The organism is Pantoea sp. EKM10T, from assembly GCF_011800685.1.
GTDB classification, from domain to species: domain Bacteria; phylum Pseudomonadota; class Gammaproteobacteria; order Enterobacterales; family Enterobacteriaceae; genus Pantoea; species Pantoea agglomerans.
In genome coordinates, this window is sequence record NZ_JAALEU010000009.1 from 26,748 (window position 1) to 46,796 (window position 20,049).

The 20,049-nt window shown below is 56.3% G+C and carries 15 protein-coding genes; 7 read left to right on the forward strand and 8 right to left on the reverse strand.

The annotated features are described in order from the left end of the window. Nucleotides 1–415: 415 nt before the first annotated feature. Together HFD95_RS16840 and uxuA are read right to left on the reverse strand one after the other, a co-directional pair. Nucleotides 416–2,023: an EAL domain-containing protein gene (locus tag HFD95_RS16840; RefSeq protein ID WP_167430526.1), complete on the reverse strand. Its 1,608-nt coding sequence runs from the start codon at nucleotides 2,021–2,023 to the stop codon at nucleotides 416–418. Nucleotides 2,024–2,309: 286 nt separating this feature from the next. After that, a complete protein-coding gene (gene uxuA, locus HFD95_RS16845; RefSeq protein WP_010253360.1) occupies nucleotides 2,310–3,494 on the reverse strand; it encodes a mannonate dehydratase in 1,185 nt (394 codons plus the stop codon). Nucleotides 3,495–3,643: 149 nt separating this feature from the next. Between uxuA and HFD95_RS16850 the strand changes: the two genes are divergently transcribed. Further along, on the forward strand, nucleotides 3,644–4,327 hold the full coding sequence (locus HFD95_RS16850; RefSeq protein ID WP_010253357.1) for a FadR/GntR family transcriptional regulator: 684 nt from the start codon (nucleotides 3,644–3,646) through the stop codon (nucleotides 4,325–4,327). On the opposite strand, the gene HFD95_RS16855 is transcribed toward HFD95_RS16850, so the two are convergent. Further along, nucleotides 4,316–5,371: an AI-2E family transporter gene (locus HFD95_RS16855; protein WP_010253354.1), complete on the reverse strand. Its 1,056-nt coding sequence runs from the start codon at nucleotides 5,369–5,371 to the stop codon at nucleotides 4,316–4,318. The genes HFD95_RS16850 and HFD95_RS16855 overlap by 12 nt on opposite strands. A 300-nt stretch (nucleotides 5,372–5,671) precedes the next feature. Between HFD95_RS16855 and HFD95_RS16860 the strand changes: the two genes are divergently transcribed. Further along, a complete protein-coding gene (locus HFD95_RS16860) occupies nucleotides 5,672–6,895 on the forward strand; it encodes an MFS transporter (protein WP_115764132.1) in 1,224 nt (407 codons plus the stop codon). Nucleotides 6,896–6,979: 84 nt separating this feature from the next. Here HFD95_RS16860 and HFD95_RS16865 read toward each other — a convergent pair whose 3' ends face one another. Next, nucleotides 6,980–7,795: a TIM barrel protein gene (locus tag HFD95_RS16865; RefSeq protein ID WP_167430527.1), complete on the reverse strand. Its 816-nt coding sequence runs from the start codon at nucleotides 7,793–7,795 to the stop codon at nucleotides 6,980–6,982. A gap of 421 nt (nucleotides 7,796–8,216) precedes the next feature. Between HFD95_RS16865 and HFD95_RS16870 the strand changes: the two genes are divergently transcribed. Then, nucleotides 8,217–9,722 carry a CoA-acylating methylmalonate-semialdehyde dehydrogenase gene (locus tag HFD95_RS16870; RefSeq protein WP_010671520.1) on the forward strand — a complete coding sequence of 502 codons (1,506 nt, stop codon included), beginning with the start codon at nucleotides 8,217–8,219 and terminating at the stop codon, nucleotides 9,720–9,722. A 119-nt stretch (nucleotides 9,723–9,841) separates the two neighbouring features. After that, nucleotides 9,842–10,660, forward strand: coding sequence for a 5-deoxy-glucuronate isomerase (iolB, locus tag HFD95_RS16875; protein ID WP_010671521.1), 819 nt, complete (start codon nucleotides 9,842–9,844; stop codon nucleotides 10,658–10,660). A gap of 98 nt (nucleotides 10,661–10,758) precedes the next feature. On the opposite strand, the gene HFD95_RS16880 is transcribed toward iolB, so the two are convergent. Beyond that, a complete protein-coding gene (locus HFD95_RS16880) occupies nucleotides 10,759–11,601 on the reverse strand; it encodes a MurR/RpiR family transcriptional regulator (protein WP_010253340.1) in 843 nt (280 codons plus the stop codon). A gap of 496 nt (nucleotides 11,602–12,097) precedes the next feature. Next, on the reverse strand, nucleotides 12,098–14,011 hold the full coding sequence (gene iolC / locus HFD95_RS16885; RefSeq protein ID WP_163763334.1) for a 5-dehydro-2-deoxygluconokinase: 1,914 nt from the start codon (nucleotides 14,009–14,011) through the stop codon (nucleotides 12,098–12,100). A 545-nt stretch (nucleotides 14,012–14,556) separates the two neighbouring features. Between iolC and iolD the strand changes: the two genes are divergently transcribed. From iolD to iolE, 3 genes are all read left to right on the forward strand, one after another. After that, nucleotides 14,557–16,497, forward strand: coding sequence for a 3D-(3,5/4)-trihydroxycyclohexane-1,2-dione acylhydrolase (decyclizing) (iolD, locus tag HFD95_RS16890; protein ID WP_010253337.1), 1,941 nt, complete (start codon nucleotides 14,557–14,559; stop codon nucleotides 16,495–16,497). 62 nt (nucleotides 16,498–16,559) lie between these two features. After that, complete coding sequence (locus tag HFD95_RS16895; protein ID WP_167430528.1) at nucleotides 16,560–17,570, forward strand: Gfo/Idh/MocA family protein; 1,011 nt, start codon at nucleotides 16,560–16,562, stop codon at nucleotides 17,568–17,570. A 47-nt stretch (nucleotides 17,571–17,617) separates the two neighbouring features. Then, on the forward strand, nucleotides 17,618–18,514 hold the full coding sequence (iolE, locus tag HFD95_RS16900; RefSeq protein ID WP_010253335.1) for a myo-inosose-2 dehydratase: 897 nt from the start codon (nucleotides 17,618–17,620) through the stop codon (nucleotides 18,512–18,514). A gap of 55 nt (nucleotides 18,515–18,569) precedes the next feature. Here iolE and HFD95_RS16905 read toward each other — a convergent pair whose 3' ends face one another. Next, a complete protein-coding gene (locus tag HFD95_RS16905; protein ID WP_010253333.1) occupies nucleotides 18,570–19,124 on the reverse strand; it encodes a DcrB family lipoprotein in 555 nt (184 codons plus the stop codon). A gap of 116 nt (nucleotides 19,125–19,240) precedes the next feature. Then, entirely contained in the window at nucleotides 19,241–19,906 is a 666-nt protein-coding gene (locus tag HFD95_RS16910) for a 7-cyano-7-deazaguanine/7-aminomethyl-7-deazaguanine transporter (RefSeq protein WP_010253331.1), read from the reverse strand. Between the last annotated feature and the right edge of the window lie 143 nt (nucleotides 19,907–20,049).

A 20,049-nucleotide genomic window follows, 5' to 3' on the forward strand; every position in this document is an offset into this window, starting at 1 on the left:
CTGTATTGGAACACGAAAGTCCTCAACGGCGCGAGCCGGGTGTGAGTCGTTCAGACCGCTGCGTTGAGAAATTTAAGCATAGCCGTAAATAAGCACTGTTTATGCGCCGGCAGACACAATAATTACTGTTGTGATTATTGCGAACAGCGACAGAGTATACCGTTTTTGTGTGATATCTGTCATGTTTGGGCTACATCCGGCCTGTTTTTACAACAAATAGAGCTGTTTGCAACCGCAAAAAAATTATCACTGAGCGTGACGACCGCCGTTTTTTTCAGCAAAACAGGGTCAAAGAGGGGGAAGTTACGAGGCATGCTGGCACCGGAAGCGGTTATCCGCTTTGCATCACAGGGCGGAGAGCAGAAAGATGAGTGAGTGTGGCTCGACTGGCGGTTCAGCTGCAATCTGCTCTGGTTCAGACGTCGGGTTCCTGCCGGGTCTGAAGAGCCAGCTCCCGTTCAATCGGCTGTTCGCCCCGATCGGTCAGCCAGGCAACCAGCGCCGTGTTGTCCATCGGGCGGGCATAATAATAGCCCTGGATAAAGACCACGCCGCGCCGTTGCAGATAGCTGAACTGTAACGCGGTCTCAACGCCTTCTCCCAGCACTTCCAGCTCAAGCTCATGGCTGAGCTGGATAATGGCGTCCAGCACCGGCGTTCTGCCTTCCAGGGATTCAATCGCGTTGATAAAGCCGCGATCGATTTTCAGATAATCTATCGTGAAGGTCTGTAAATAGCTCAGCGAACAGTGTCCGGTCCCAAAATCATCAATCGCGACCTTCATGCCGCAACCACGTAACTGCTCCAGCTTGCGAGCCACCTCAGCGCCATCTTTGATCAGGCTGCGTTCGGTCAGCTCCAGGGTAATCAGGAACTGCTTATCTTTGATCCGTTCGGCAAACTGCAGCATATCGTCGACAAAGTCAGGATGCTGCAGATGATCCGCCGCCACGTTAATGGCCAGGTGGAAATGGGGCTCAACCTGCCACGCCTGCACATCCTCTGCAATTAAATCGAGCAGATGACGGGTCAGCGGCACAATCATGCCTTCCGCTTCTGCTGCGCCGATAAAAATATCTGGCCGCACGCCTTTACCGTCGGGCGTTGTCCAGCGCAGCAGAGCTTCAGCGCCGCTGCAGCGTTGCAGCCGGTTGTCATAGACCGGCTGATAGTGCGCTCTGAACTGGCCGCTGGTGATGGCCCGGCGAATCTCATCGCGCCATGAAATACGCCGTTTCAGCCAGTTCGCCATCAGCATCATCAGCAGAATAGAGAAGATAGCGGCCATCGGCATGATGATAAACATCACCTGACGCCAGGCCGAGATCAGTTCAGAGGGTGAGGCAATGAGGGTGACAGAGAGCGGATAGCGGTGGGAGAGGGCCTGATAAATCATGGGTTCAAACCAGCTGGACGCGGCGATGTGTGGATCGCCAAACGAGATCGGCGCGCCGCCGCTGAACGTCATGCTGAAATGATAGAGATGGCTGCTGCTGATCGCGCGCATAAAATCGATCAGATACTGGCCATCAATCACTGCCCAGAATCCCTCGCCATCGGGCAGATCGCGCATAAAAATCACGGCCGGACGATTCGGTACGCCCGATGTCCCGGCAATGGACAGACTCCACCAGGCTTTTCCGGCAACCGGCGCGTCGCGCATGATCATCTCTTTCAGCAGGCCTGGGCGTGAACCATACACCGACGAGCAGGCGATGTGATCCTGCTCCATTTTACCGATCGCGCGAAAATAGGGGTTTAGCGAGCCAATGCGCTGCAACTGGTTTTCAATCTGGCTGCAGGGCTGATGATGAAACTGGCGCAGCACGGTAATCATATCCCAGGCGCTGTCGCTCATTCTCTCAGCCTGAGATAACAGCGTATTCGCCGCGGTGACCTGCTGCTGATGCACGGTGTGGCGCGCATCCAGGGCGGTGAAAAAAATGCCAATAATCAGAGGCAGCACGCCGGAAATAATAATCACCAGCCTGGCGTAGTCGCGTTTTCGTTTCAGTAGCGGCACCGCTGAATCCTCTGAGTATTATTGGTGTTATGCGGAGGTGCTGATCAATGGCGCAGCATAGCATCTCTCCGGGCGGTGCAGATTAGCGTTTTTGCGATCAGGAGAACTGACTAAGGTCAATTATCGACCAGACATTGCATTTTTTGACAGGTTGTTTGGTTTTCGTTGCTATGCAGGAAAAAATCAAATGAAAACGGGAGGCAGGCATTGCAAAAGGCCGATCCGCCGCAGTGGCCAGGAGAGACCCTGGCCCGTCACAGGGCGGGCGCAGGGCAGGACGTTTTATTTAATCGGCAAAATAGATCTGTTTCAGCGCTACTTCAACGCCGCGCAGTTCGGCAAGGCCTTTCAGGCGGCCAATGGCGGAATAACCGGGATTGGTGCGCTTATGCAGGTCGTCCAGCATCTGATGGCCGTGATCGGGACGCATGGGAATCGCCCGCAGGTTGCCCGCCCGACGGCGGCGCTGCTCTTCCGCCAGAATAACCTTGATCACGCCGACCATATCGACGTCGCCCGCCAGATGCGCCGCTTCATGGAAGCTGGCCGGGTTTGCCTCGCGTTTCGTGGCGCGCAGATGGATAAAGTTAATGCGGTCGGCATAGGTTTCCGCCATCTCAACCAGCGCGTTGTCAGCACGCACGCCATAGGAGCCGGTACAGAAACAGAAACCGTTGTGCAGGCTGTCCACGGTTTCTTTCAGCCACTGCATATCTTCCTGCGTAGAAATAATGCGTGGCAGGCCCAGAATAGGACGTGGTGGGTCATCCGGATGCACCGCCAGTTTAACGCCCGTTTCCTCCGCAACCGGCACGATGGCGCGCAGGAAGGTCGCCATATGCTCGCGCAGTTTCGCTTTGTCGATGCCGTCATACTGCGTCAGCTGCGCCTGAAACTGCTCCAGGGTGTAACCCTCTTCGGCGCCTGGCAGACCGGCGATAATATTGCGCACCAGGGTGCTTTTCTCTTCTGCGCTCATGGCGGCAAAGCGCTGAGCGGCGGCCTGCTGCTCGGCAGCGCTGTAATCCTGCTCCGCCCCTGGACGCTGCAACAGATAAAGCTCGAAGGCCGCGAAAGCGTCGGCGTCGAAGCGCAGCGCTTTTGCGCCATCCGGCAGCGTCCAGGCGAGGTCGGTTCGGGTCCAGTCCAGCACCGGCATGAAGTTGTAGCAGACGGTATCAATACCGCAGGCGGCCAGATTGCGTATCGACTGCTGATAATTGGCGATATAGCGAAGGTAGTCACCACGCTGGGTTTTAATCGCCTCATGGACCGGGATGCTCTCCACCACCGACCAGACCAGACCTTTTTCCGCCAGCAGTGCCTGACGCGCTTTAATCTCCTCAACCGGCCACACCTCGCCGTTAGGGATATGGTGCAGCGCCGTCACAATGCCGGTCGCGCCCGCCTGACGCGCATCATCCAGTGAGACCGGGTCGTTGGGGCCGTACCATCGCCATGTATGTTCCATTTTTACTCCTCAACTGTGATGTGGCCCAGTGGTCAGGCCGCTGGACCAAGAGTATGATAGTGGACAAAACAGGGCCGTGATCCGGATCGCAGCATGACAAACTGCATCGGTGAAGAGATCGCTTTTACGTGCAATCAGAGGAGAGGGTGATGACGCTGCCAGTAATAAAAACCGAGCGCCTGTACCGTCAGATCGCCAACGTCATCATGGCCGGTATCACGCGCGGTGACTTTGTGGCAGGTGGTTTACTGCCACCGGAGCGTGAGCTGGCAAAACAGCTGGGTGTCAGTCGTTCATCAGTGCGTGAAGCATTGATTGCGCTGGAGATGACCGGCTGGGTCGATATCCGCACTGGCAACGGCGTTTACGTCGCCCAGCCGCTGCCGCAAGCCGCGGTTCCGCAGGAGAGCGAAACCTGCAGTCTGCAGGATCTGTTGCAGGCACGTGAAGCCTTTGAAGGGATGCTGGCAGGATTTGCCGCACGTAACGGCACCACCGTTCAGCGGGCAGCATTGCTGGCGCTGACCGCTGAACTGCAGCAGTACAATGAAAACGACGCGGCCTTTCTGGAGCAGGACAAGCGCTTCCATCTGCTGATCAGTGAGATGAGCGGCAATGATGTATTACGCGACCTGCTGGAGCAGTTATGGAACCGGCGCCACAGCCCGCATGTGCAGCGACTGGAGCGCCATTATGCCGATAACAGCTTCGCGCAGGAGATGAACGCTGACCATCAGCAGATCGCCAATGCGATTGTGGCGGGCGATGAAGCAGCAGCCCGTCAGGCGATGGAGAGCCATCTCCAGCACGTGCAGCAGCGGCTACTTGGTTAATGCCCGCGCCCGCTTGGGTCGTCCGGTGCCCAGCATAATAGCCAGACGGCTGCCGCCTGGCGTGGTTTCCATCAGAATTTTAGTAATGCTGGTGAGCGGCACCGAGAGCAGCATGCCGACCGGACCGAGCAGCCAGCCCCAGAACACCAGCGACAGAAACACTACCAGTGTCGATAAGCCAAGACCGCGCCCCATCAGGCGCGGTTCCAGCATATTGCCAAACACCATATGAATTGCGGTAAACAGCGCCGCCACCATCGCGGCATCAAACAGGCTGTTCAGTAACAACGCCTGCAGGAAGGGCGGGATGCCGGCGATAATCGGGCCGATATTGGGAATAAAGTTGAGGATAAACGCCACGACACCCCATAGCAGCGCAAACTTCACATCCAGCAGGTAGAGACTCAGCCAGACTGCGATGCCGGTTATCAGACTCACCAGGGTTTTCAGCGCCAGATAGTGCGTGACGCCTTTCAGCGCTTTATGCAATCCGGCGATGCGAATCTTCGGATTCACCAGCGCGTTGCGCATTTTATAGGGCAGGTGATGGACCTCAAACAGCATAAACACCACGGTCAGCACCAGCAGCACGGTATTGGTCATCGCGCCGGAAAAGCCGCTCAGCGCCACGGTAGCCAGATTCATCATGGTATTAGGATCGAAACGCTGTACCAGCGCATCGGTTGAAATATTAAGATGAAAGCCCGCCGCCAGATGTTGCAGCACCGTCATTTTCTGCTCCATGGTGGCGCGCAGTTGCGGATAGAGATCGGAAAACTCGCTCATGGAGCTGGCAATAATGGCACCCAGTAGCACGAGAGCGCAGAAAATCACCGTGATCACCAGCCCAATCGCCAGCCCACGGCGGAAGCCACGACGCATCAGCATCGTCACCAGCGGATTCAGCACAATGGCAAAGAACGCCGCCAGCAGAAGCGGAACCAGAATATCGGACGCTGCCCGAACCCCGGCGAGGATAATGACCAGCATCGCCAGTTTTATCAGAATATTTTGTCCGATCTTTTCCCGTTGCAGCTCGCTCATTCTCTCTCTCATAACGTAATTTGGCTGTTGAAAGTGTAGCTGAAACAAAATTAACAATCTGATTTATCAGAGAAACGGTAAAGCACGGCGGCAGGTGGATGATGTCATCAGCGCCACAGCACTCAGCTATCGCGGCAGAGCAGCAACTCCCCATTGTTCCGGTTTTTACCCGGCTTTCTGCTGCACGTCCGGGCAGGGGCAGCCGCCCGATAGCCGTGTCATTAAGAGGCACCAGTGGCGAAAGCGGGTATAGTTAAAGGATAAACCTTATCATTCAGCCAAATACGAGCGCGAGGACTCATGCCTGAACAGCCTTCAGCGGAACCGAACACCCCATCCGGAAACCTGCACATCTCTCTGCTGATCCTCTCTATCGTGGCCTACAACTTTGCCAGCTATCTCACTATCGGTCTGCCGCTGGCGGTATTGCCAGGATGGGTGCATGACCAACTGGGCTTCAGCGCATTCTGGGCGGGCCTGGTGATCAGCCTGCAATATGTGGCGACGCTGCTGAGCCGCCCACACGCCGGACGCTATGCCGATCTCTGGGGGCCAAAGAAAGTGGTGGTGACCGGCCTGGTGGGCTGTCTGATCAGCGGGCTGTGTATTCTGCTGGCGGCGCTCATCGAATCACCGCTGTTAAGCCTGACGCTGCTCTGCGTGGGCCGCTTGATTCTGGGCGTGGGCCAGAGTTTTACCGGCACCGGCACCTCGTTGTGGGGTGTGGCGCGGGTGGGTTCGCTGCACATTGGCCGGGTCATCTCCTGGAACGGTATCGTCACTTATGGCGCGATGGCGATTGGCGCACCGCTCGGCGTGGTGATATTCCGGGCGGGTGGCCTGCTGTGGCTTTCGCTGGTCATTGTTGCTATCTGCGTGGTGGGCATCGTCTGCGCGGTGCCGCGTCCGGCCGTAAAAGCCAGCCGGGCCAGACCCCTGCCGTTTCGTGCGGTGCTGGGGAAAATCGCCGGTTTTGGTGCGATTCTGGCGATGGGTTCGGCGGGTTTTGGTGTCATCGCCACCTTTATTACCCTGTTCTATCAGGATAAAGGCTGGGAAGGGGCCGCCTTTGCGCTCTCCCTGTTCAGCGGCGCTTTTGTCGGGGCGCGTTTGCTGTTCCCGAATGCGATTAACCGCCACGGCGGTCTGCGGGTCGCCAGCATCTGCCTGGCGGTTGAAGCCACCGGACTGTTTCTGGTGGCCGCTGCGGGTGATCCCTGGATGGCAAAAGCGGGCGCATTTCTGACCGGTGCCGGGTTCTCGCTGGTATTCCCGGCGCTGGGCGTGGTGGCGGTAAAAGTGGTTCCGCAGCAGAATCAGGGCAGCGCGCTGGCGACCTACACCGCCTTTATGGATCTGTCGCTGGGGATAACCGGGCCACTTGCCGGATTCATCATGACTTATGCGGGGGTCTCACGCGTCTACCTGCTCACGGCGCTGCTGGTCTGCGTCGCTTTTTTCTGCACGCTGCGCATGCAGCGGCGTCAGGCGGTGTTGCCGGCAGCAGACGATTCTTCAGGATAAAAAAAATGGCCCAGCAGCGGGCCAGAACGTCTTTTCAGACACAGATAAACCGATTAATGGTGCGCGCAAAGCGCAGAACAGGATTCAGGCTTGCAGCAGTTCAATACTGTTGCGGATCTGGCGTTCAATCTCCGCAGGGGTCCAGTTGCTGAGCTGACTGGAGAAGGGTTCAAAGGCATAAACGCCCTTATAGCCGAGCATCTCCAGCCGCTTCACCTGTACCACGCTCTTCAGTACATCGTTATCACTCAGCATGATGCGTTCTTCATCGGTCAGTTCGGCGATCGGACGACGATCTTCCACGCCCGAAAGGTGCACCAGACCGATCTGGTTAACATCAATGCCTGCTGGAAACTCCTGCTCAGCCTGCTCATAGAGATGATGGTGAAAGGTATCCAGCAATAACTTAAAGGGCACGTCCGCCGCGGCGATCAATTGCTGCGCGTTTACCGCCGAACGCAGTGAGCTGACCGGAAAACCCAGCGGCTCCACCAGCCCCTGAATGTCATAGTGGGCAAAGCGCGGGGCCAGCTGCTGCATCGCCGTCTGAGTCTGCTGAGGTGACACGGCAATCCCCTCATTCAGCGGACACATGACCAGCGCCTTTGCACCAATCTGTTGTGCTGTCTGTAACAGTGCTTCGGCCCGGGCCAGTAGCGCGTCATCAATGCGGTTAAACGGATAGAGCGCATTAATGGTGATGATATCAATATGATACCTGTCGGTCAGAGCGCGCAGCTGATCGGTGCTGAGATCGTCAGTGACGCTGCCGCCCGGCATGTCATTACGCAGTTCAACCTTGCTCAGCCCCAGACTCTGGACCAGCTGAAAAAATGCCTCCAGCGAGAGCCGGGGCGCAATTTTGCGGTTGATACAGAAACGGGTTGGATCGATGGCCATGCGCTGACTCCGGGGCAGGAGGATGATGCGACCAAAGAGAACATTTATTTCATTAATAGTGAATAATGAAACACAAATTATTAGATCAGCCTCGCATTAATTTCATATTCCGTTTCAGCCCGATGCATAAAGGCTGGATCGACTTCGCAGTAAAACGCCCAAACCACTCCCCGGCTATTACCCTGCTACGCTAAGGCTGGCCGCTATTAGTGGCCTCTCGTCATCGTAATGCCGCGAGAGACTAAGTGGCGGGAAAAATGCGATCTGTGCCGCTAAAATCAAATTTTCCAAAAAGAACCATTTGAAAAATTTGTTCCACTGTAATAGCTTCATAGCACGCTTTCAGGTTTGCCTGGTCAGGCAGTGTGGCAGGTCGCATGGTCCGTCTGCAGGGAACTTAACCATCTAAAGAGGCAACATCATGACAATCATAGGTAACTTTATTGGCGGTAAAACCACTTTCAGCGCCAGCAACGAAACCATTCCTGTTTACGATCCGGCAACCGGCAAAGTGGTACGTGAACTGACGCAAAGTACCGCTGATGAAGTGGCCCAGGCGATTGGTGTCGCGCATGACGCTTTTGCTGCCTGGTCGAAAACCTCGCCGCTGCGTCGCGCCCGCGTTCTGTTCAACTTTAAAGCCCTGATGGAGAAGCACCGTGATGAGCTGGCGGCGCTGATTGTCTCTGAGCACGGCAAAGTCTGGTCTGATGCGCTGGGTGAACTGACGCGTGGCATCGAAGTGATTGAGTTTGCCTGCGGGATCCCCCATCTGCTCAAAGGCGAATATTCCCCGAACGTCGGCAGCGGCGTTGACAGCTACTCGCTGATGCAACCGGTCGGCGTCGTGGCGGGCATTACGCCGTTTAACTTCCCGGCGATGGTACCGCTGTGGATGTTCCCGATAGCCCTGGCCTGCGGTAACACCTTTGTGCTGAAGCCACCGGCGCTGGATCCTTCTGCTGCAGTGCGTATGGCTGAACTGCTGACCGAAGCGGGCCTGCCCGATGGCGTATTTAACGTCGTACACAGTTCCAATGAAGATGCTGAGCAGCTTTATAAAGATCCGCGTATTGCCGCGGTGAGCTTCGTCGGTTCTTCTGGCGTGGCTGAGCATATCTATAAAACCGCCAGCGCCCACGGCAAGCGGGTACAGGCGTTTGGCGCGGCGAAAAACCACGCTATCGTTATGCCGGATGCCGATCTGGATGCCACCGTCAACGCCATCATGGGCGGTGCGTTTGGCTCTGCTGGTGAACGCTGCATGGCGCTGCCGGTTGTGGTCGCCGTGGGCGATGATACCGCCGACAAGCTGATCGCCCGTCTGACTCCGCTGGTGAACGCGCTGCGCATCGGCCCTGGCATTAATCAGGGCGCTGATGAAAATGAGATGGGACCGGTCGTTTCAGCGGCGCACCAGAAGAAAGTGCTGGGCTACATCGACAAAGGCGAGCAGGAAGGCGCGAAGCTGGTGGTCGATGGTCGTAACGTGCAGGTTGCAGGTCACGCCGAAGGTTACTACGTCGGCGGCACGCTGTTTGATCATGTCACCTCTGAGATGGTGATCTGGCGTGAAGAGATTTTTGGGCCGGTGCTGAGCATCATGCGCGCGCCGGACTACGACAGTGCGCTGCAACTGGTTAACAGCCATGAATTCGGCAACGGCAGCGCGATTTTCACCAGCAACGGTCACACCGCACGTGAGTTTGTGCAGAACGTTGAAGCGGGTATGGTCGGTGTCAACGTGCCGGTTCCGGTGCCGATGGCGTTCCACAGCTTCGGCGGCTGGAAGCGTTCAGTGTTTGGCGCGCTCAATGTTCATGGGCCGGATGGCGTGCGTTTCTATACCCGCATGAAAACGGCCACCGTACGCTGGCCATCCGGTCAGCAGACTGTGTCTGAATTCAGTATGCCAACCTTAGGCTGATTCATTTCAACGCTGATCCCGGTGCGCGACCGGCAGGATAATCTGCCGGTCGCTTTGTTCGCTGGCACCGCGCCCGCGAGCCCACCGCAGCGTCAATCGTGACAGAGAGGAGTATCAGGATGTCTTTACTGTCGAAAGCACAAGCCCCTGACGCGCAGGGTCGTATTCAGCATGTGACGCCTGAGCGCGCCGGCTGGCGTTATGTGGGATTTGATGCCTATTTGCTGAAGAAAGGGGAAACCCTGCGCCTCAGTAGTGGTGACAAAGAGCTGTGTCTGGTGCTGGTGGCCGGGCTGGCCTCGGTAAAAACCCGCCATGCTGATTTTCCCGGTATCGGTCAGCGCATGTCGCCTTTTGAGCGCGTACCGCCTTATTCCGTTTATGTGCCGCATGATGATGAAGTAGAGGTTTACGCTGACAGCGATCTTGAGCTGGCGGTCTGTAATGCGCCCGGTCAGGGGAATCTGCCTGCGCGCCTGATTGCACCAGCCGATGTCGGCGTTGAGCATCGCGGAAAAGGGCGCAACCAGCGCCTGGTTCACAATATCCTGCCTGACAATGAACCGGCTGATAGCCTGCTGGTGGTGGAAGTCTATACCAACGAGGGCGATACCAGCTCTTATCCCAGCCACAAGCACGACCAGGAGGAGAGTGAAAACGAAACCTACCTGGAAGAGACCTACTATCACCGTTTCGATCCGGAACCTGGCTTTGCCATGCAGCGCGTCTACACCGACGACCGTTCCCTGGATGTCTGTATGGCACCCTATAATCGCGACGTGGTGATGGTACCGCGCGGCTATCATCCGGTAGCGACGCTGGCGGGATACAATAACTACTATCTGAACGTGATGGCGGGGCCGGTGCGGCTGTGGAAATTTACCTGGGAGAAAGATCACGCCTGGGTGAACAGCGACAGCTATCCGCGGAAAGCGTAAGTCATCGCAGAAAAATAAACAGCAATCACGGTTTATAAGCCGCGTTCATATCAGTAAAAAGGGCAGCCTGTCGCGCTGCCCTTTTTTGTGTGTGGAACTCAGCTGGTCTTTGCGTTGTTCAGTGCCAGCGAAACCGCCAGCGTCTGTGCCAGGCAGAGTGAAGCGACCTGCGAACGGAAGCCATCAACCTGCGCTTCACGTACCACAAAGCAGACATCGCTGAAGGCGGCCAGCGGACTGACCTGACTGTCGGTAATGGCAATCTGATGCGCACCGCGTTTGGCACCCATTTCAACCACCTCGACCGCTTCACGTGCATAAGGCGAGTAGCTGATCGCAATCACCACATCTTTCGGGTTGACCAGGCTGAGCTGCTCGGTAAACATCCCGCCCAGGCCATCAATCAGGAAAGCGCGGCGCTCAAGATGACGCAGCGCGTAGACCAGGTAGGAGGCGACGCTGAAAGAGCGGCGCAGGCCGATAACATAGATATTCTCAGCCTCATTCAGCAGTTTCACCGCTTTGTTCAGCTGCTCAGGATTAACCTGCATCGCCAGCTGCTGCAGCGCCTGGCTGTTAACCATGGTAAAGACGTTGAGGATTTCCGCCGGACTTTCAGGCGCACTGGCGCTGTCGTCCGTGGAGGTCTGGCGAAACAGGCGAGCGCGCTCGGTATAGTTGACCGTCTCCTCCATCAGATGCTGACGAAAAACCTGTTTCATTTCGTTGAAGCCGCTGAAGCCAAAAGCATTCGCAAAGCGGATCAGCGTCGACGGTGGCACATCGGCCTGTTGAGCAATCGAGGCGACGGTATCGAAAGCAATACTGTTACTGTTATCAAGGATGTAGCGCGCAACCTGTTTAAGACGCTTGCTCAGCGTTTCGTAGCGGCGACGAATATCGTCCTGCAAGAGAGAAAGTTGGGTGGGATTATTGTTCATCACTTCTGCCCGTATAATTAGAATAATGGCTGCATAATGAGCGCTATAGTATCAGATGGATGGAAAATTTCATTTCTTTGCGTCAACGACGCGGTTTATTTCATGGCTTTATGAAATGGTTCACAGATTAGCCTCAGCACCCGAGGCGCGCCTCTGCACAGGCAATAATGGGGTGGAAACCGGCGTGGAAAGTCAGTGAGGGGAAGAGGGATGCGAGTAAAAACGCCATCCCGGGTGTGATGGCGTGAGATTGTTGAAAAGTGTGCCCCTTCCAGCTGTAAGACTGTGCAGGCTCAGGTAACACGGTCAGATCGGAAAGTCGCTAAAGCCATCCCTGGCCGCTCGGCCCGCGCCGTCCCTGGCGCGGGACGCTTTCCTCCTCTGACCGTGTTACCTGCGCATTGAGCTTATTCGTTGCGGCAACATTAACCCTGCTTTGAATGAGTCAGCAGTCTGAGGCTATCCTGGTTGAGACAGCCTCTGGCAGAGCAGGAACTCAGGCGCGGGCAGCGCGCCAGTACTCAATCAGTCGCAGATAGTTGCCTTTAACCGTCTCAATCAGCGCCTGATCGTCCAGCTCCCCCTGTAACCACTGGCGGGAAGGCTGACCAAAGATAGTGCGGCCTACCGCAAAACCTTTCACCCAGGGCGCTTTGGCCGCCGCGGCGAAGCCCGCTTTAAGCTTCTCTTCGGGCGCATCCAGACCGAGTAACAGAATGCCGCGACAGTGGGGATCCTGCTGCTCAATCAGACCGCTGATCGCCTGCCAGCTTTCCGCCGACAGCGGTGGCAGTTTCCACCAGTCAGGCTGGATGCCCAGACTGTAGAAATGGCTCAACATATCAAAGTAATACGTTTCATTCTTATCCGGGTTGTTGTCAGGCAGAATCACTTCCAGCAGCAGCTCATGACCGCTTTTGTTACAGCCGTTCCAGACGTCGAGCACCAGCTCATCCTGCTCTTTACGCAGTTCAGCACTATCATGTGGATGATAGAAGACCAGACATTTCACCACGTGTTCGGCAGGCCAGTCGATCAGCTGCGAGCCGATGTTGCCATGTTCCAGGCGCAGCGGCCGCGAGCTCGGCAGCTCAATCGGGCGGCCAATCCACCAGTTCTTACCGGTGATGGCGTTCAGCGCCTTCTGACCGTAGGTCGTATCCGCCAGAATCCCGCTTTTATTCTCTAATCCTGCTTCTCTGGCAGCCTGCTGAGCGGCTTCCAGCAGCAGCAGTTTCAGTTCCGGAATGCGGCTTTCGTCCATGCCCGCTTCCTGCGCCATATCCGCCAGTTGTTTGCGGTGGTCAAAGGCGAAGACATTCAGCTCCGGCCACTGCTGCTTGCGGGTAGTCACGCGGTGCAGATGGTTCAGACGGCTGTCGAGATCGGGACGCTTCACCTCTTTGTCGCGACTCAGGAAATCATCCAGCTCCGCTTTGGTTGGCATGGCGGGCGCACAACCGTGGCGTGATACCACCAGCGCTCCACAGGCGTTGGCGTAACGGCACGCCTGAGTCCAGCCCTCATCATTCAGCCAGCCGCGCAGCAGGCCAGACATAAAGGCATCGCCCGCGCCCAGCACGTTGAGAACCTCGACGCGAACACCCGTGTGCAGCTCAGTCTGTTCCCAGCTATCCGGGATCTCGCCTTCAAACACCACGCAACCCAGCGGTCCACGTTTGCAGACCAGCGTCGCCTGACTCGCCTGACGCACGTTTTTCAGCGCCGTCAGGGTGTCGGTACTGCCACCGGCAATATGAAACTCCTCTTCGGTGCCGACGATCAAATCGAAATAGTGCACCACTTCCTGTAACTGCTGCGTGACCTGTGACGACTCAATGAAACGCGTTTCACCGTCGCCCAGAGAGGTCAGTCCCCACAACACCGGACGATAATCGATATCCAGCGCCGTGCGCAGGCCGTTGCGGCGGGCGATATCCAGCGCTTTCAGCACCGCTTCGCGGGTCTGAGGATGGGATAAGTGGGTGCCAGTAACCGCCACGGCGCGCGCAGAGGTAATAAAGGCTTCGTCGATATCGTCCGGAACCAGGCCCATATCGGCGCAGTTATCGCGGTAGAAAATCAGCGGAAAAGTCTCTTCATCTTTGATGCCGAGGATCACCAGTCCGGTCAGACGCTGCGGATCGGTGATTAGCGCATCGGTGTTACAGCCTACGCGCTGCAACTCTTCACGCAGAAAGCGACCATTATGCTCATCTCCCACCCGCGCCAGCATCGCCGATTTCAGCCCCTGAATCGCGGTGCCATAGGCGACATTGCCCGACGAGCCGCCCAGATATTTAGCAAAGGAGGTGACATCTTCCAGTCGCGCCCCGATTTGCTGGCCATAAAAATCAACGGCGATGCGCCCGATACAAATCACATCAAGCGGTTTCTGTTGTGTACTCATACCTGTGGTTTCCTTCTGTGATTAGCAGCGCTGGCGGGCGTAAAGACCGACACCAGTTACGCTCTGCTTCCGGGTCTGTAGGTGTCTGACTGGCTATGAGGGGAGTATGAGGAATAAAAATTCCATATTCAATACGAAATGAAATATCCATCGCAATTTTGTGAACCAGGTAAAACTCCTGATTGCCGCCCGCCTGCGCAAACTCTGCCAGCGTGATGTGCGGTATGTCAGGGTTGTGAAGGGGATCGCAGGAATCCGCACGCCAGTCAGGCAAGCTGCTGCATTGAAATGAATTTTTTTATCAGGCACCACTCTCTGTTAAACGTTCCAGATTTCCCCACTGCAATCGCCCGCCAGACCTGTTGTCGTCATTAAATTTGATCTCACTCGCAAAATGAAATGTTTCTTCTGTAATCGTGTTTTATGAAAAATATATTTGTTTATAATCGCCTCACGTTTCAGTTATTCAGGTCGCCTTTTCCGCCGATGACAACGCCTGGCGTGCTGTCGCGGAAGTCGGGGTCCACCAGCATGTAAGGAAGAATATGGGCACTATCAGACTGACCACGGCACAGGCGCTGGTTAAATTTCTTGATAATCAATTCATTGATGTCGATGGCGTTGAGACGAAGTTCGTAAAAGGCATCTTCGCCATTTTCGGACATGGCAACGTGCTGGGGCTGGGCCAGGCGCTGGAACAGGATAGCGGCGATCTGGTGGTCTACCAGGGCCGTAATGAGCAGGGTATGGCTCATGCTGCCACCGGCTTTGCGCGCCAGTCGCTGCGCCGCCAGATTATCGCCTGCAGTTCGTCTGTGGGGCCTGGTGCGGCCAATATGATCACCGCCGCAGCGACCGCGACCGCCAACCGCATTCCTCTGCTGCTGCTGCCAGGCGACGTCTTCGCCACCCGTCAGCCCGATCCGGTGCTGCAACAGATTGAGCAGAGCTACGATCTCAGCATCAGCACCAACGATGCCTTCCGCGCCGTCAGCAAATACTGGGATCGCGTCAGCCGCCCGGAACAGCTGATGTCCGCCTGTATCAACGCCATGCGTGTACTGACCGATCCGGCAGAAACCGGCGCGGTCACGCTGTCGCTGCCGCAGGATGTGCAGGGCGAAGCCTGGGATTACCCGGACTACTTCTTCCAGAAACGGGTGCACCGTCTGGATCGCCGCCTGCCGGTGGCGGCGCAGCTGGCAGATGCCCTGACGCTGATTAACCGTAAGCGCAAGCCGATGATTATCTGCGGCGGCGGAGTGAAATACTCCGAAGCGGGCGAGGCGCTGCGCCAGTTTGCCGAGCGCTATCAGATTCCCTTTGCGGAGACGCAGGCGGGCAAAGGCACGCTGGTCTCTGACCATCCGCTGAATGTCGGCGGCGTGGGCGAGACCGGCTGTCTGGCGGCTAACCTGCTGGCGAAAGAGGCCGATTTAGTGATCGGCATCGGCACCCGCTACACCGACTTCACCACCGCGTCGAAATGGATTTTCCAGCATCCCGATGTCAGCTTCCTGAACATCAACGTCAGTAACTTCGACAGCTACAAGCTCGATGGCGTGCAGCTGCTGGCCGATGCCCGCGAAGGGCTGACCGCGCTCACCGCCGGGCTGGCCTCGCAGCACTACAGCAACGACTGGGGCAATCAGATTGAGCAGGCGCAGAGCCAGCTGCTGAAAGAGACGCAGCGCGTCTACCAGGTGGAATATCACGATGGCGACTTTGTGCCGGAGATTGCGGATCATCTCGACCGCGAAGCGGTGTTCGCTGAGTTTAACCGCCTGACCCAGTCGCTACTGACGCAAAGCAGCGTGCTCGGCACCTTAAATGAGCAACTGCCGAAAGACGCAGTGGTTGTAGCAGCGGCGGGCAGTCTGCCGGGCGACCTGCAGCGCGTCTGGCGCACCAAAGATTACAACGCCTACCACGTTGAATATGGCTACTCCTGCATGGGTTATGAAGTGAATGCCGCGCTGGGTGTGAAGCTGGCGCAGCCGCAGCGCGAGGTCTATGCGCTGGTCGGTGACGGCTCCTTTATGATGCTGCATTCAGAGCTGGTCACCTCGATTCAGGAAGGGGCGAAGATCAACGTAGTGCTGCTGGATAACATGACCAACGGCTGCATCAATAACCTGCAGATGGAACACGGCATGGACAGCTTTACCACCGAGTTCCGGTTCCGTAATGCGGAAGGCGGCAAGCTGGACGGCGGCTTTATCCCGGTCGATTTTGCCGCTATCGCCGCCGGTTATGGCTGCAAAACCTATCGTGTGACCACGCTGGAGCAGCTCAAGGCGGCGCTGGAAGATGCCCGTACCCAGACGGTTTCCACCCTTATCGACATCAAAGTGCTGCCAAAAACCATGATCCACAAATATTTCAGCTGGTGGCACGTCGGCGTGGCGCAGGCCTCGAAGACCGAACGTTCTCAGGCGGTGGCGGACAAGCTCAACAGCCATCTGGATCAGGCGCGAAAATATTAATTTCAGGGCCGTGCCGCGGCCCGTTTTGCTCTTCTCCGTACGAACCCTACACAGGTGTAATTATGACTTTGAAACTTGGCGTCATCGGTACAGGTGCAATTGGTCAGGAACATATTCGCCGCTGCAGCCATGTGCTGCAGGGTGCACAGGTGGTTGCCGTCTCTGACATTAATGTCGAAGGCGCGCGTGCCGCACTGCAACGCCTGAATATTGAGGCGGAGGTATTCGAAAATGGACACGACGTGATTCAGTCTCCGAATGTTGATGCGGTGCTGGTCACCTCATGGGATCCGACCCATGAAGAGTTCACCTTAGCGGCGATTGCCGCCGGTAAACCGGTGTTCTGTGAAAAGCCGCTGGCGATGAGCGCCGAGGGCTGCCGCCGGGTCGTGGATGCAGAGATTCAGGCGGGTAAACGCCTGGTGCAGGTCGGCTTTATGCGTCCTTACGATGCGGGCTACCGTGCACTGAAAAAAGTAATTACCGATGGCGATATCGGTGAGCCGCTGATGCTGCACTGCGCGCACCGCAACCCGACCGTGCCGGAGAACTACACCACGCCGATGGCGATCACCAACACCCTGATCCACGAGCTGGATGTGCTGCGCTGGCTGACAAACGATGACTATAAAACGGTGCAGGTAGTCTTCCCGCGCGTTACCTCGAAGTCACACAGTCAGCTGAAAGATCCGCAGATCGTGCTGTTCGAAACCCAGAAAGGGGTTCGCATTGACGTCGAGATCTTCGTTAACTGCGCTTACGGCTATGACATTCAGTGTGAAGTGGTGGGTGAAGAGGGGATTGCGCGCCTGCCAGAGCCCTCTTCGGTGCAGCTGCGCAAAGAGGCCCGCCTGTCGAACACCATTCTGGTGGACTGGAAAGAACGCTTTATCGAGGCGTATGACGTTGAGCTGCAGGCGTTTATCAACGACATCAAAGCGGGCCAGTTGACCGGTCCTTCTGCCTGGGATGGCTTTGCCGCCTCAGTCGCCGCCGATGCCTGCATTAAAGCGCAGAACAGTGGTGCGATTGAGCCGGTAGAGATGCCGCCGCGTCCTGCTTTCTATAACTGATTTAGCTGTCTATGCGGCATGGCCGCTCTCCGCCTGGGAATAAGATAATGAACAAAGAGAATGTAAAACTGGCGATCGCCCCGATCGGCTGGACCAACGATGACATGCCGGATCTCGGCAGTGAGAATACCTTCCAGCAAACCGTCAGTGAGATGGCGCTGGCTGGCTTTACCGGCAGCGAAGTAGGCAGCAAATATCCCCGCGATCCGGCGATCCTGAAACCGATGCTCGACATTCGCGGCATTGAGATCTGCAACGCCTGGTTCAGCACCTTTTTCGCTAATGGCGATAAACAGAAAACCATCGAACAGTTCATCGAGCATATGAACTTCCTGCATGCGATGGGCGCGCGGGTGATTGGCTGTTCCGAGCAGAGCAAAAGTATTCAGGGCACCGGGCTTGCGGTGTTTGAAGAGAAGGCCATTTTCAGCGATGAAGAGTGGCAGTTAACCGCGGAAGGCTACAACGAACTGGCCCGCATCGCGGCGGAGAAAGGGATGCGCGTGACGCTGCATCACCACATGGGCACCGGCATTCAGACCACTGAAGAGATTGACCGGTTTATGGAGATGACCGACGAGCAGGTCGGTTTGCTCTATGACACCGGCCACGTCTACTACTCCGAAGGCTCCCAGCAGAAGATGCTGGCGGTACTGGAGAAATATCTGCCGCGCATCTTCCACGTGCATCTTAAGGATGTGCGTGATGAGGTGGTCGCCGAGGTGCGTGAGAACCATCTCTCGTTCCTGGAAGGAGTGAAAAAGGGCACCTTTACCGTACCGGGCGATGGCGTGATCGACTTCAGACCGGTGTTCAAAATCCTGGATGATTACGGCTATAAAGGCTGGATGGTGGTTGAAGCGGAGCAGGATCCGGCACTGGCCAATCCGTTTGAATATGCGGTGAAAGCGCGGAAATATATTCGCGAGAATGCAGGTTTATAAAAAGCCCTTCTGACCGAAGGCTGGCTTCCCCGTGCAGGGAAGCCAGCCTTTTGTTTTACTTCAGCGTAATGCTTTTCACGATGTTGTCAGCATCGCTCTGCGCCTGCTGCTGATTATCACCTGGCAGCGTAATCTGCAGCGTCACCAGTTTGCCATCCACTTTCGCCAGAACCACCGAAGACCATGAGGTCTGGTTATTGGCAGAAATCACCGTATCCAGCTGCTGTGCGGGCTGATCTTTCAGCGTCACAGATTTGTTCGACACCACCTGCAACTGCGGATCGCGGTTACGCTGCTGCTGTTCCATACGCTGCGACAGCACATCCAGCCCATCATTGGTCGGGTCACCGGCAATCACAATAATGGCGCGGGCACCGGTTTCATCCGCATAAACGTGCATGTTAGTGGTCTGCGAACCCAGTTTACCGCTTTTATCGGACATGCCTGGTGGCAGCGAGAAGCTCAGTTTGCCATCCATCAGCGTGACGGTTTGCGCCGACTGACTGGCGCTGACGCCGTTGTCATTCGCCGCTTCATCTTTCTTCTGGTCACAGGCTGCTAAGCCGAGTACCAGTAAACCCATTCCTACATATTTCACCAGGTTGCGCATCAGAATCCCTTTTTAAGTTTCCAGTCAGGCATTAATACAACAGGAATCAGGTTGCAAACGCAACCTGATGATTGTCAGAAGATCTTAGCGGATAGTAGTGGAAACCGTATGGGCGCTTAGCCGAAATTGACCTGGCGGGCGGTCTGGCGTTCAGCCAGACGCTTCAGCGCCGCGTTGAGCAGCACGCCGTAGGCGGGCAGGAAGAAGACCATGCAGATCAGCACTTTGAAGCTGTAATCCACCAGGGCAATCTCAACCCAGTGCTGCGCCATAAACGCATCGGGGCTTTTATAGAAGGCGATAAAGAAGAAGGCCAGCGTATCGCTGATATTCCCCAGGAACATGGCGCAGCCCGGCGCAATCCACCACTGTGGCAGGCGACGCAGACGGTTGAACACGTGAACGTCGAGGATCTGACCCAGCGCGTAAGCCATAAAGCTGGCGCAGGCGATACGGGCAACAAACAGATTCATCACTTCCAGTGCCTGCCAGCCCTGCCATTCACCCTGATAGAACAGCGCCGAGACACTGTAAGAGATAAACAGCGCCGGGATCATCACGGCCAGAATAATGCGTCGGGCCAGCGGTGCGCCAAAAATACGCACGGTGAGGTCGGTCGCCAGGAAGATAAACGGGAAGCTGAATGCACCCCAGGTGGTGTGGAAGCCAAACACTGAAATAGGCAACTGAACCAGATAGTTACTCGAAGTGATCACCAGCAGGTGAAACAGCGATAACCAGAAAAGCGCATGCATGCGCTGACGCGAAGAAAAAGCGAGCATATTCAACCTTTTTAATGTTGGGGTGAGGGAACCCATTGCGGGACGCCGTTCGGGCAGCGCCTGGCAGTTTTATGAGCAAAAAGCGGCGGCATCTTACCGCGTTGTGCTTTTTATGCAATGGTTAATTTTAGCGCAATCGTTAT